The organism is Anoxybacillus sp. FSL W8-0104 (genome assembly GCF_038004465.1).
Lineage (GTDB): Bacteria > Bacillota > Bacilli > Bacillales > Anoxybacillaceae > Anoxybacillus > Anoxybacillus flavithermus_G.
In genome coordinates this window covers 1,347,666-1,360,539 of sequence record NZ_JBBOQU010000001.1, presented here as the reverse complement: position 1 = coordinate 1,360,539, position 12,874 = coordinate 1,347,666, and the positions used below count along the sequence as shown (strand labels likewise).

The window sequence follows — 12,874 nt, the reverse complement described above, 5'->3', positions numbered from 1 at the left end:
AAAACCTGAATCCGTGATGGTTGGAAATCAACTTTGATTTTGGTGTTAGTTCTATGGATATATGATCCATACATCCCTTTTTTTGATGATTCCCTGCACCACTTTCATGTTTGAAAACGAGATAAATCCTCTTTTATGGAGATACAAACCAAAAAAGAGACAAAAAAAGTACAGGGGGGAGTGATGGATATGAGTACCCGAACATCTGTTTGTTATCTTGCCTCTTTCCATTTTTGATACACATTCAGTAGGAGTATACTGTACCCACTCCTTCGCGTCAGTTTCATCCAGATCTGTCGTGATCGGCGGACGAGTCGACCTGCCATCGTGATCACCGTCTGAATGATCGTCTTGATGCGGCGGCGTTTCACTTTATGATGTAATGGATGTCTCGGATCGCTTAATAGATCTTGTCCAATCAGGCGAAGAAGGTTGTACACGAATGCTCCCATGACTAACACGAGCGCATTCGTTTTCATCTTCCCTGATGGAAGTCGCTCTAAATCTAAGTCGCTTTTCAGTTCGCTATGAAACTGTTCGCATGTCGCATGATCGTGATACAATGCGAGCACATCACTCATTCGAACATGCTCGTATCCTTCGAGGCGCACCCAGTAGCTTTCGACTTCGTAATCAGGAACGAGCATCAGCTGTCCATTTCGTTCCATCGTTCGTTCCGTCACTTGGGTGACTTGAACGTACGTATACGTGTGTCCATCGATTGCTGCTGTCTGTGGAAGGCATAACTCATACGTTTGTACTCCTTCTGTTTGTCCATCATCGACGCGTCTGCCCTTTTGCGAAGCGATCTGGAACCAAAGCGCTTTCGATTCTCGGCGTAAGTTTCGCTTGATGACAAAGTCCACGTCTTCCTTTAGACATACGTGCACATTCGCTTCCGCATCGTTCCCTGCATCCATGCGGACAAGCAGACGAGACGAGGTCAGCGGACGAGCTCGACGGATGGCGGTAGTTAAAAACGAAGGCATGTTGTCTTGTACATGTTGTTTCCCTGGACGCAGCTCGGCATGAACGATATACCCTTCCTTCCCTGCGTACGCAAACAACGGCGTAAAACCGTCAAATCCTTTATACGTTCGACTCACTCCTTCTTTTTTCGTATCGGAGTTATCAAATGGGGAAGCATCTATATCAAGGGGAAGCCATGTCGTTTTCCCTTTCGTCCAACAAGCGGACAAGGTAGCGTGTTGTCGAACCAACAGACGCATCGATTCCTCCCAAATGATGGTTTCGGTCATCGGGAGACAAGCGAGCTGATCGAGACGCTGTCGCAACGTTGGGGAGGAAGGTACGTGCCGAATGCCCATTGATGTCGAAAAGATATCGTCCTGACGATACGCTTCGATATGATCAAAATCCGTTTTTCCTGTGGCAAGCAAGCCGATCATCGAGCGAATGACGTCGCTATGGGAAATGTGCACATCTCGACGAACCGTTGGGAGCCGAAGTGCGTTTACTCGTTTATCCAGCTTCGTTTGGTGCAGTAAGTAGCCCACGAGAGCAAGCCCAGCACTTGGAGTAATCGCTTCATCTGTCAATACAAACCGAATCGGGAAATCTTTCATCACATTCACCTACTTGATGAAGAGTCGTCAACGTCGTTTTCCCTTATCGTATCAACGGTTTGCGACCATTGTAAAGATGTTTTGTCACGGATTCAGGTAAAAAATGAACTATACAAATGGTGGCAAAACATGTATCATTAATCCGTAATGATTGTGAAAACGAAAGGAGTGACAGTTCCGTTATGAGCAGGGCGAACACGAATGAACCAGAACCAGCAATAATAGAGGAAGTAGCTTCGTTTTTTGGCGCTGGAACGTACTGCTCACAAACGAAACAGGCGCTCCAACGGCAAAAAAGTGGCGCTTACCTCTAGTAGAGAAGATAGGGGGGGTTACGCCATGATGAACATTTATTTATCGAATGACCAAGGAAAATTAGAAGAAATTCACGAACTAAAAAATGGTTGTTGGGTAAATCTCATCTCTCCAACGGAGAGTGAAATTCGCTACATTGCAGAACATCTCAATATTCCCATCGATTCTATTAAAGATGCACTCGATGATGAAGAGCGTTCACGCATCGAAAAAGAAGATAACCATGTACTCATCATCGTAGACATCCCAATTATTACGTACGATGAAGGAAATATTCCAACATATGAAACCATTCCAATTGGAATGATTATTACAAATACATGTTTTATCACCGTTTGCCTTCAAGAAAACCCGATTTTTGAAGAGTTTACAAAGAACAAGGTGAAAAATTTTTATACGTATATGAAAACGCGTTTTGCGTTACAAATGTTATATATGATTTCTACGTATTATTTAAGATATTTAAAGCAAATTAATCGAAAAACGAGCGAAATTGAAAAACAGCTACATCAATCGATGCAAAATAAAGAGTTGTTTTCTTTGCTTAGTTTAGAAAAAAGCCTTGTTTATTTTACGACATCGTTAAAAGCGAACAATATTGTGATGGAACGATTGCTTCGTTTAAATTATTTACGGATGTATGAAGACGATCAAGAATTGTTAGAAGATGTCATTATTGAAAACAAGCAAGCTATTGAAATGACAGAAGTATATAGCAGCATTTTAAGTGGAATGATGGATGCCTTCGCTTCTGTTATTTCAAACAACTTAAACATCGTCATGAAATTTTTAGCTGCGATTACAATTGTTATTTCCTTTCCAACGATGGTAACAAGTTTTTATGGAATGAACGTTCCGATTCCGTATCAAGATAAACCGTATGCATATTTAGTTGCTTTAGGCATTTCTTTCGTGCTTTCAAGTATTACGGCGTTTGTTTTTTGGAAGAAACGTTACTTTTAGCGAGGACGGTGTTAGCCGTTCTTTTTTTTATATGTTAAGATAACACGAACATTAAATTATTTTTTTTAAAAAAAGATCGCTTTTTATTGACTGACTATATGTTATTTAGTATATTAACATTCGGAAAACGGAGGGTGAGGGATGAATGATGAACAATCGTTACGATGTAATTGTTGTTGGGGCAGGTCCGACAGGGATTTTCACTTGTTATGAATTGACATTAAAATTACGAGGGGCACGTGTGCTGTTAATTGATAAAGGGCACGATATTTATAAACGAAATTGTCCGATTTTGCAGAAGAAGATTGAAAAATGTCCGTCACCAGTTGGAAAAAAAGATTACGCAGGTTGTTTACCTGCTTGTTCGATTACAAATGGATTTGGTGGGGCAGGAGCTTATTCCGATGGTAAGTTTAACATTACGAGCGAGTTTGGTGGATGGATGACAGACTATTTACCTGATTCAACGGTGTTACAACTCATTCGTTATGTGGACGAAATTAACTTGAAACATGGTGCAACGCATACATTGACCGATCCATTGACAGATGAAGTGAGAAAAATCGAAAAGCGTGCTTATGCTGCTGGATTGAAATTGTTGCGCGCACAAGTTCGTCATCTCGGTACAGAACAAAATTTAGAAATTTTAAAGAGCATATATGAATATTTACGTACCCATATTGATATGATGTTCAAAACGGAAGTAAGCGATATTTTGACGGAAAAAATAAATGGCACGCATCATGTAAAAGGAATTCAATTAAAAAATGGACATATGCTATATGCCGATCGTGTCGTCATCGCTCCAGGACGTGATGGCTCTGCTTGGTTAACAAACATATTGAAGCGTCGTGGGTTGAAAATGATCAATAATCAAGTCGATATTGGCGTTCGTGTCGAAACGTCTAACGTCGTTATGGAGGAAATTAATACACATTTGTATGAGGGAAAGTTTATTTTTAACACATCCGTCGGAACACAAGTTCGGACATTTTGTAGTAACCCTTCTGGTCATGTTGTTGTCGAAAATCATTCAGGAATTATGCTTGCAAATGGTCATGCGTATAAAGACCCGAAACTAGGAAGCAACAATACAAACTTTGCTCTTCTTGTTTCTCATAAATTTTCAGATCCGTTCGATCAACCGAACGAATACGCCCATCAAATTTCTCGTTTAGCGAATGCATTATCTAACGGCGGCATTATTGTACAAAAATACGGAGATATTTTAAAAGGGAGACGCTCAACAGAAAAACGGATTAAAGAAGGCTTCATCGAACCAACGTTAAAGGAGGCTGTTCCTGGAGATTTAGGGCTCGTTCTTCCATATAACACAATGAAAAGTTTAATTGAAATGACAGAAGCATTAAACGCTGTAACCCCAGGCATTGCTTCAGAACATACACTTTTTTACGGAGTAGAGGCAAAGTTTTATTCTGCCCGTCCAAAATTAAATGAACGTTTCGAAACAGAAATCTCAGGGCTATATGTTGGAGGAGACGGCGCAGGAATTACACGCGGTCTGGCGCAAGCGGGGGCATGTGGGGTATGGATTGCCCGAAATATTGTCGAAACGTCTAACTAGCGAAGGTTGTTCGCTAGTTTTTTTGTTAACTTAAATAAAAACAATGTTGACATATAACTTCTAATCGAATACGATTATTGGTAATTAGAAGTAAAAGGGGGAGAACAATGGATTGGTTACTATTAGCAAATCGTGTGTTAGATGGGGGAGACATTACAGATGATGAGGCGCTTGCAATATTAAATTGTCCCGATGATGAGCTATTGCTATTGTTGCAAGGTGCTTATCGCATCCGTAAAACGTACTACGGAAATAAAGTGAAATTAAATATGATTATGAATGCAAAGTCGGGATTGTGTCCGGAAAATTGCGGATATTGTTCCCAATCTTCTATATCAACAGCCCCGATTCCGACATATAAAATGGTAAACAAAGAGACAATTTTGCAAGGTGCAAAGCGGGCGTATGAGGGCAAAATAGGAACATACTGCATCGTTGCAAGCGGAAGAGGACCGAGCGATAAAGAAATTGATATCGTTGTATCTGCGGTTAAAGAAATTAAAGAAACGTACGGCTTAAAAGTATGTGCCTGTTTAGGAATACTAAAGCCAGAACAAGCGTTGCGCTTAAAAGAAGCAGGTGTAGATCGCTACAATCATAATATTAATACGTCAAAGGAACATCATCCTCATATTACGACTTCCCATACATACGATGATCGGGTACGTACGGTAGAAACGGTCAAGGAAGCAGGGATGTCTCCGTGTTCAGGGGTGATTATCGGTATGAAAGAAACAAAACAAGATGTAATCGCAATGGCGAGAAGTTTAAAAGCGTTAGATGCGGATTCGATCCCTGTAAATTTCCTTCATGCAATTGATGGAACGCCGTTAGAGGGGACAAAAGAACTAAATCCACGTTACTGCTTAAAAGTATTAGCATTATTTCGATACATTAACCCTACGAAAGAAATTCGTATTTCTGGAGGGAGAGAAGTAAACTTACGTAGTTTGCAACCACTCGGCTTGTATGCTGCGAACTCCATTTTTGTTGGCGATTACTTAACGACTGCCGGACAAGAAAAACATGCTGATTTTCAAATGCTTGAAGATTTAGGATTTGATATTGATTTTGCCCCAGCATCTTATGCGAGATAAAAAAGCCGACGTTGTGTGTCGGCTTTTTTATCTGTACATATACTATTACTAATTACGATGCTCAACATTGGAGTGAAGTTCATGTGATATCTCGAAAATTTGAAAACGAGCGATTGCGTCGAAAACAAGAAGAAAAAGAGATTATTGACGGTTTACTAGATATTTATAACGATTACAAGTGGTTGTACGAACGATTTGGTGATGAACAGTACGAACAGATGATGGAACAAATCATTGAGCAATTAAAAAAGTTTACCCGACGGAGACGACGCGAATGAAATTATATGCATTGCGATAATACAGATATGAAATAAGGAATACAGAAAAAGAGTATGATATAGAATAATACATTCGTGATCGTTTCCATCCATCGATCGATTCGTTCGTTCATAAGCTTGCCCTCCGTTCCTTTTTACCTTCAACGTATGTGTACATAGCGGTAAATATACATAAAAACGGCTGACATAAATGGATCATTTTTTCATAACATAATACAAAGGGGGCGATGTTGTGAAAGAAATTGAAGTTGTGATCGATACGGAAGAAATTGCGGAGTTCTTTTACAATGAACTTGTTCGGCGAGGGTTTGTCCCAACAGAGCGTGAAATGGAAGAAATAGCAGATATTATGTTTGATTATTTGATTGAAAAAAGTATTATTGATGAGGAAGTAATTGATGAATAAAACGGCGGATGTCCCGTCGTTTTTTTGCTTGAAATTTGAAACATTTTCTTTTTTTTATTCGTACAACGTAGTGTATTGATAAATAAGAGGAGGGTTTTTATGGGTCTGTTTAATAAAGTTTTAGCGAGTATTGGGATTGGTGCGGCGAAAGTAGATACAAAGTTGCATGAGTCACATTTATTACTCGGTGAAAGTGTGACTGGGGTTGTAGAGGTAACGGGAGGAAATATAGAACAACAAATTGATGATATATATTTATCTCTCTGCGCTACATATACAAAAGAAGTAGATGATCGCAAAGTAACGAAGCAAGCAATTATTGAAAAATGGAAAATCGCCCAATCATTCAAAATTCGTGCTGGAGAAAAGAAAGAATTTCCATTTTCTTTTTCCCTTCCGCTTGACACACCAATTACAGTTGGAAAAACAAGAGTGTGGTTACACACAGGACTTGACATAAAAAATGCTGTCGATCCGACAGATGAAGATTACATTCGTGTTCAACCTAATCGGATGATGAACAAAGTATTTCGTGTGGTGGAAAACTTAGGCTTCCGCTTAAAAGAAGCCGAGTGCAAAGAAGCTGCCTACCATGTCCGTAAACGACTCCCTTTTGTTCAAGAATTTGAATTTGTACCGATTAGCGGGGAATTTCGCGGGAAGTTGGATGAAGTAGAAATCATCTTTTTCCCACATGCGCTAGATGAATGTGAATTGCTTATACAAGTCGATCGACGAGCGCGTGGGTTAGCTGGATTATTTGCAGAGGCGCTTGATTTAGATGAAACATTTATTCGCATCACAATCCGTGAACAACATATGCACACATTACAAACAGATCTTGCTTCACTCATTCGCCGATACGCTTAAAACTTAAAAAGATTGGGGATTCCCAATCTTTTTATTATGTCGGAATTTTTATATATATTCGACAAAAATAGTAAAAAAACGCAAAAGGAATCGACAAAATGAATCACTAATATGTTACGTAAAGAAAAAAGGGAGTGGATGTTAGTGATTCGGATGTTTATGGGGAAAATATTAAAATCAACAAAAAGCTATGATGTAACGTTATTTCAAACACCACAATTTGGTCAAACGAAAGGCTATCGCCAAGTATATCGATTGACGGTGAGTGGTGAGGATCATGATGACGTATTAGCTGAAGTTTATCGCATGTTTAATGTTCCAGATTTAGTACCGAAAGATTATCGTGCGCGATATGTTAGTACAGGTGATATATTGCTTATTGATGAAGGGATATACGGTCAATTTTTTTATCGTTTAAGCTCGGATGGATGGGAACGTATTCACCGTATGCATGTGCGTTAAAAAATGTCTTTAAATGTTCACAAAATTGTGCTATATTGTATATAGACAATGAGCACAAGGTTAGAGTATGATAAAAAATTCCCCTTGTGCGTGCAAGGGGATTATTTTTTTCGTTTATCAGCATTGTACTCTTTATCGTGTGCTTCAGCGATCAATGTTTCTTTCGGAACATGGTTATTTTTCTTCGGGCTATTGATACGGTTACGATGTTTTTTTCCCAATTGGAAACCTCCTTTACGTGTAGTTACATCCATTAACATCGACAACATCATAAAAAATATACATACAGGGTGGGAAAAACGATGTTTGCATTTATGATTTCTTCCATCGTCGGAATTGTTGCGATTTTTTGTTCCTTGTTTATTAAATTCGAATTAGAGCGGCTCATTGGGCGGAGAAAGAAAATTTTCCTCCTTCATTTGGCAAACATTAGCTTCACTAACGTGGTTATTGCAAGCGCTTACTATGTGTTTAGTGGGATGTTTGAAACAAGCGAGCACCCATTTTACCTCATTTATTTAGCGTCTTTAGAAGCGATGTTACCAATTTATGTTGTTTGTTATTTAATATATGAACATTATGAGCAAGCGAAGAAAAAATATGTTGTAAGTGCAGGCGTGTTGATTAACCAATAATATCCATAAAAAACATAGAAAAAAGAGCACCTTTCCTGTAGAATGTAAGTAACAACACAAACAAACCTAGGAGGTGCTCTCTATGCACAAGCATACCACACTCCCAAATTTGATGCAAAAAATTGTTTCTGATGAAGATCTCCAGTCGATTACCGAAGCCGTTGGCTACCATGACACTTCGCGGACGTTTACGGTGCGCACGTTGGTTGATTTTTTTCTGCTGGCGGCACTTCACGAATGGAAAAGTTTCCGTCATGGTGCCGATGTGGCGAAAATGTACGGATTGCCGACGTTTCATTACTCGACGGTTTCTAAGAAAGCGAAAGAAGTTCCGTACGAGGTGATGAAGCGCTTATTTGCTTTGGTTGTTTCTAAGTGCAATCGCCAAACCCGCCGTTCGCTTCGCTTTCCAAAAGCATTGCGTATAGTAGACTCCACGACCGTCACCGTGGGGAAAAACCGCCTGACATGGGCACCCTATCATGGGGAACGATCCGGAGTGAAAATGCACGTCGCGTATTCCCCTGAGCAACAAATGCCGAGCGACATCGTAGAAACCGTAGGGTTGCGCCACGATGGACCGGTGGGAGAGCGGCTCACAGACGTACAAACGGTTCTTGTCGAAGATCGAGCGTACTTTAAAATTGAACGCCTCGATCGGTTTGTCGAACAGAAGCAACCGTTTGTGATTCGGATGAAAGACAATGTCGAGATCCATCAAAAAAAGAGCCTAAAGCGCCTTTCTTCCTCCTCTTCTTCTATTGTGGCGGATTTTACTTGCCAGTTAGGAACGAAACAATGTCGTTCCAAAAAGCGCCATCGCGTCGTGATCTTTCAGGATGCGAACGGGCATGAAATCCGTGTGGTCACGAACGTCTTAGAGGCATCGGCGGAAAAGATTGCCGAGATGTATCAAGAACGTTGGACAGTGGAAGTGTTTTTCCGATGGATCAAGCAATATCTAAACGTTCCGACCTTATTTGGCACCAACGAGCATGCGGTATACAACCAACTTTTTGCGGCATTTATCGCTTATGTGTTACTGAGATGGCTATATCATCGAACGGAAAAACGGACAACCTCGTCCCTTACCTTTCTTTCGTTTGTCCGTCGTTTTTTCTCTGGGCAACTTCCTCTCGAATGGAAATCCGAGATGGCAGCTGTCTTATTTGAGTATGCCCGAATATATGGGAGGAGTATGCCTAATTTTGGATAATCAACAGCCGTGTTGTAAGTGAAGATAAAAAGGTTTTATACGTGAAACCGAAGTATTTTCGCAAAATGTCGTAAAGAGGGAATCCCCTCTTTTTTTACATGAAAAACAATGCTTTAGTGAAATATAGGAGTGTGGTATAGTATATATGCAACGATAAAGATTAAAGGAGGATACATATGAGTGTTCATATTGGAGCAAAAGAACACGAGATTGCAGATAAAATTTTACTTCCAGGAGATCCACTTCGCGCAAAATATATCGCTGAAACGTTTTTAGAGGGAGCTACTTGCTATAACCAAGTTCGCGGAATGCTTGGATTTACCGGTACATATAAAGGGCATCGTATTTCCGTTCAAGGAACAGGGATGGGGGTTCCGTCTATCTCTATCTATATTACTGAACTGATGCAAAGCTACAACGTTCAAACATTAATTCGCGTCGGAACATGTGGGGCGATCCAGAAAGATGTCAAAGTTCGTGATGTCATTTTAGCAATGGCATCTTCAACAGATTCTCAGATGAATCGCATGACATTTGGAGGGATTGATTACGCTCCAACGGCTAACTTTGACTTGTTGAAAACAGCGTATGAAATTGGAAAAGAAAAAGGATTACAATTAAAAGTTGGTAGTGTATTTACGGCGGACATGTTTTATAATGAAAATGCACAATTTGAAAAACTAGCACGATACGGTGTACTGGCTGTAGAGATGGAAACAACAGCGCTTTATACATTAGCCGCTAAATTTGGCAGAAAAGCATTATCGGTATTAACAGTAAGCGATCACATTTTAACAGGGGAAGAGACAACGGCTGAAGAGCGCCAAACAACATTTAACGAAATGATCGAAGTTGCTCTTGAAACAGCGATTCGCCAATAAACTAAAAAATAAAGAAAGCTCCTGCGAATCATTTTCCTCGCGGAGCTTTCTTCTATTCGTGAGGGAGAAAAAGATGAAAAAATGGTTATGTTGTTTTTTGATAATAACTAGTGGCTGTCAATCCTTTGGATCACTTGAACCTGAACAAAAACCGTCTAAACCCCCCGTACAAGTTGAAGAGCCATCTTCTGAAGCACCGATACCATCTTCTGAAACGAAGGAACAAGAAGAGCTTGTACTTGAAGAGAGATTTTGGAATCAAATCGAAGTGCAAAATGGGGTAAAAGTCATCATAAATCCAGATAATATACTAGCTTTAGTAAATAAGGAGCAGCAATTACCTGCTGACTATAAGCCGGCTGACTTAGTTGTTCCAAATGTTCCGTTTACATTTAAAGAAACGGATGTTGAAAAACGACACATGCGTGCAGAAGCTGCAAAAGCGTTAGAATCGATGTTTACAGCAGCGAAACAACAACAAGTTTTGTTATATGCTGTATCTGGCTATCGTTCGTATGAACGGCAACAACAGTTGTTTACATTTGAAGTTCAACGATCAGGAGAAGAAAAAGCAGTTGTTGCCGTTGCGATGCCTGGGAAAAGTGAACATCAAACCGGATTAGCGATGGATATTACAAGTCCGAGTGTTCAATATACCATTACCCCTGCTTTTGGTGACACGCGAGAAGGAAAGTGGGTAGCTGAGCATGCGCATGAATTTGGTTTTATTATTCGCTATCCGAAAGGAAAAGAGCATATTACAAAATATCAATACGAGCCTTGGCATTTGCGTTATGTCGGCGTGAAGGCAGCCAAAATTATTTATGAAAAACAAATCACGCTAGAGGAATATTTTCAAATTGTAAAGAAAATATAAAGTTATACACATTTGAATACACGATATTGTTCAAACACACGAGCAAGTTTTGTAGAAATATAAATGTATATTTCTGACCGATATACTGCACTTAGTGCTTGACGGAAATGCATTTGTTTAACGAATAAATCAATTTGATGTTTAGCGTATTTCATCGCCTGGTGTTGTGAAATAATTTGTTTTTTCATAATTTTTAACTCAATTTCTGTCAATAAGGAGACAGAAAAGCGAAGGATTGCTGCCTCTGTTTGGTCGATAAATTGCGAAATCATCGTTATCATTCCTCCTTCGAGCGTATTTACAATTTCGAAATATACTTTACAATACATTAACATATTTCGTTTAAAAAAAATGTCGGAATGTGCGCCGAAATTTCGACAAAAAGGGAGCTACTGTTTGAAAGTAGCTCCCTTTTTATAACACAATTGCTGCGATCCATGCGAAAATAATAACGGGAATATTGTAGTGAATAAATGTTGGAACACATGTATCCCAAATATGGTGATGTTGACCATCAACATTTAAACCCGATGTTGGGCCGAGTGTGCTATCAGAGGCAGGTGATCCAGCATCACCAAGTGCACCAGCAGCACCAATAATCGCAATCGTTGCCATCGGACTAAGCCCAAGTTTCATACAAATTGGTAGAGTGATGAAACATCAAACACTTTATCACATTTTTTTATTAGACGTCAACAGTAAATTTGGTTAAAGGCAATGTTATTGCATGTTTCCTACTGTTCTTCAATGAACCAATTTTGTTGCTATAGACCCACACGATGTACGCTTGGTACAATGTTAACGCAAAAATGATTGAGAAGTTGGTGGAGCATATGACACAAATGAAGCCTGAGATAGGGGCATGGGTAAGTATTGGTGCTTATATTGTTTTATCTTTAACTAAGTTGTACGTCGGATATATGTCAAGTTCTGAAGCATTAAAAGCAGATGGGTGGAATAATTTTACTGATATTCTTGCTTCTATCGCCATTTTAATCGGATTACTCATCGCAAAAAAACCTCGTGATGATAACCATCCGTATGGCCATTCGCGTGCAGAACATATTTCTTCTTTAATCGCAGCGTTTATTATGATGTCTATCGGATTAGACGTATTAGTAAACGCCGTGCAAACGTTGAAGGAAGGGGAGTATGTAAAGCCGGATTTAGTAGCAGTATGGACGGCTGGCGTTTCAGCCGTATTTATGTTTGCTGTATATATGTTCAATAAGCGTTTAGCTATCGTCACAAATAGCCAAGCGCTTGCCGCTGCTGCCAAAGATCATTTGTCCGATGTACTTGTTAGTGTAGGAACCATTGTTGGTGTGATAGGTGCCCAGTTACAGATGCGTTGGCTCGACCCTGTCACCGCTTTTGTTATTGGATTTATCATTTGCAAGACCGCATGGGGCATTTTTAAAGAGGCGTCTCATATGTTGACGGATGGGTTTGATGACAAAACGCTACAAAAGTATAAACAGGACATTGAGCATATTAACGGCGTGGAGCAGGTGGTAGATATTAAGGGGAGAATGTATGGCAATGATGTTGTCATAGACGTTATTATTTGTGTCGCCCCGCATTTAAATGTTGTAACAAGTCACGACATTGCGGATCAAGTTGAGCGTTTGCTTGAACAAAAATATGGCGTTGTTTATGCTCATGTGCATATCGAGCCGTATGAGCATGAGGATTGAGATGAA

The 12,874-nt window shown here is 39.8% G+C and carries 15 protein-coding genes and 1 pseudogene; 13 read left to right on the top strand and 3 right to left on the bottom strand.

Going from position 1 to position 12,874, the window contains the following annotated elements; genetic code table 11:
- Positions 1-212 precede the first annotated feature (212 nt).
- Positions 213-1,586, bottom strand: a complete 1,374-nt coding sequence (locus NST18_RS07265) for an IS1380 family transposase (RefSeq protein WP_088223305.1) — start codon at positions 1,584-1,586, stop codon at positions 213-215.
- A 182-nt stretch (positions 1,587-1,768) separates the two neighbouring features.
- On the opposite strand from NST18_RS07265, the gene NST18_RS07260 reads away from it, so the two are divergent.
- The 12 genes from NST18_RS07260 to NST18_RS07205 all read left to right on the top strand — a co-directional run bounded on the left by NST18_RS07260 (position 1,769) and on the right by NST18_RS07205 (position 11,171).
- On the top strand, positions 1,769-1,900 hold the full coding sequence (locus NST18_RS07260; RefSeq protein WP_268915711.1) for a hypothetical protein: 132 nt from the start codon (positions 1,769-1,771) through the stop codon (positions 1,898-1,900).
- A 25-nt stretch (positions 1,901-1,925) separates the two neighbouring features.
- The gene (locus NST18_RS07255; protein ID WP_004890318.1) at positions 1,926-2,864 is read left to right on the top strand and encodes a magnesium transporter CorA family protein; all 939 of its coding nucleotides are present in this window, start codon (positions 1,926-1,928) and stop codon (positions 2,862-2,864) included.
- Positions 2,865-3,012: 148 nt separating this feature from the next.
- Entirely contained in the window at positions 3,013-4,449 is a 1,437-nt protein-coding gene (locus tag NST18_RS07250) for an NAD(P)/FAD-dependent oxidoreductase (RefSeq protein ID WP_340721626.1), read from the top strand.
- A 107-nt stretch (positions 4,450-4,556) separates the two neighbouring features.
- Positions 4,557-5,546: a biotin synthase BioB gene (bioB, locus tag NST18_RS07245; protein ID WP_004890322.1), complete on the top strand. Its 990-nt coding sequence runs from the start codon at positions 4,557-4,559 to the stop codon at positions 5,544-5,546.
- A gap of 83 nt (positions 5,547-5,629) precedes the next feature.
- Positions 5,630-5,824 (top strand): hypothetical protein, encoded by a 195-nt coding sequence (locus NST18_RS07240; RefSeq protein ID WP_004890325.1) that lies wholly within the window; start codon positions 5,630-5,632, stop codon positions 5,822-5,824.
- Between the two features lie 232 nt (positions 5,825-6,056).
- Positions 6,057-6,230, top strand: coding sequence for a YozD family protein (locus NST18_RS07235; RefSeq protein ID WP_004890329.1), 174 nt, complete (start codon positions 6,057-6,059; stop codon positions 6,228-6,230).
- Positions 6,231-6,329: 99 nt separating this feature from the next.
- Positions 6,330-7,100: a sporulation protein gene (locus tag NST18_RS07230; protein WP_004890333.1), complete on the top strand. Its 771-nt coding sequence runs from the start codon at positions 6,330-6,332 to the stop codon at positions 7,098-7,100.
- A 111-nt stretch (positions 7,101-7,211) separates the two neighbouring features.
- Positions 7,212-7,562, top strand: coding sequence for a hypothetical protein (locus tag NST18_RS07225; protein ID WP_004890336.1), 351 nt, complete (start codon positions 7,212-7,214; stop codon positions 7,560-7,562).
- A gap of 302 nt (positions 7,563-7,864) precedes the next feature.
- Positions 7,865-8,197 carry a hypothetical protein gene (locus NST18_RS07220; RefSeq protein ID WP_035018638.1) on the top strand — a complete coding sequence of 111 codons (333 nt, stop codon included), beginning with the start codon at positions 7,865-7,867 and terminating at the stop codon, positions 8,195-8,197.
- A gap of 82 nt (positions 8,198-8,279) precedes the next feature.
- Positions 8,280-9,413 (top strand): IS4 family transposase, encoded by a 1,134-nt coding sequence (locus NST18_RS07215; protein ID WP_088223289.1) that lies wholly within the window; start codon positions 8,280-8,282, stop codon positions 9,411-9,413.
- 176 nt (positions 9,414-9,589) lie between these two features.
- Entirely contained in the window at positions 9,590-10,294 is a 705-nt protein-coding gene (deoD, locus tag NST18_RS07210) for a purine-nucleoside phosphorylase (protein ID WP_004890338.1), read from the top strand.
- Between the two features lie 73 nt (positions 10,295-10,367).
- Positions 10,368-11,171, top strand: coding sequence for a M15 family metallopeptidase (locus NST18_RS07205; protein WP_004890339.1), 804 nt, complete (start codon positions 10,368-10,370; stop codon positions 11,169-11,171).
- Positions 11,172-11,173: 2 nt separating this feature from the next.
- Here NST18_RS07205 and NST18_RS07200 read toward each other — a convergent pair whose 3' ends face one another.
- Complete coding sequence (locus NST18_RS07200; RefSeq protein ID WP_035018639.1) at positions 11,174-11,506, bottom strand: hypothetical protein; 333 nt, start codon at positions 11,504-11,506, stop codon at positions 11,174-11,176.
- A gap of 79 nt (positions 11,507-11,585) precedes the next feature.
- A pseudogene (locus NST18_RS07195) lies at positions 11,586-11,825 on the bottom strand (Na+/H+ antiporter NhaC family protein); the annotation flags it as partial.
- Positions 11,826-12,004: 179 nt separating this feature from the next.
- Between NST18_RS07195 and NST18_RS07190 the strand changes: the two are divergent.
- A complete protein-coding gene (locus tag NST18_RS07190; protein ID WP_035018641.1) occupies positions 12,005-12,868 on the top strand; it encodes a cation diffusion facilitator family transporter in 864 nt (287 codons plus the stop codon).
- Positions 12,869-12,874: the final 6 nt, after the last annotated feature.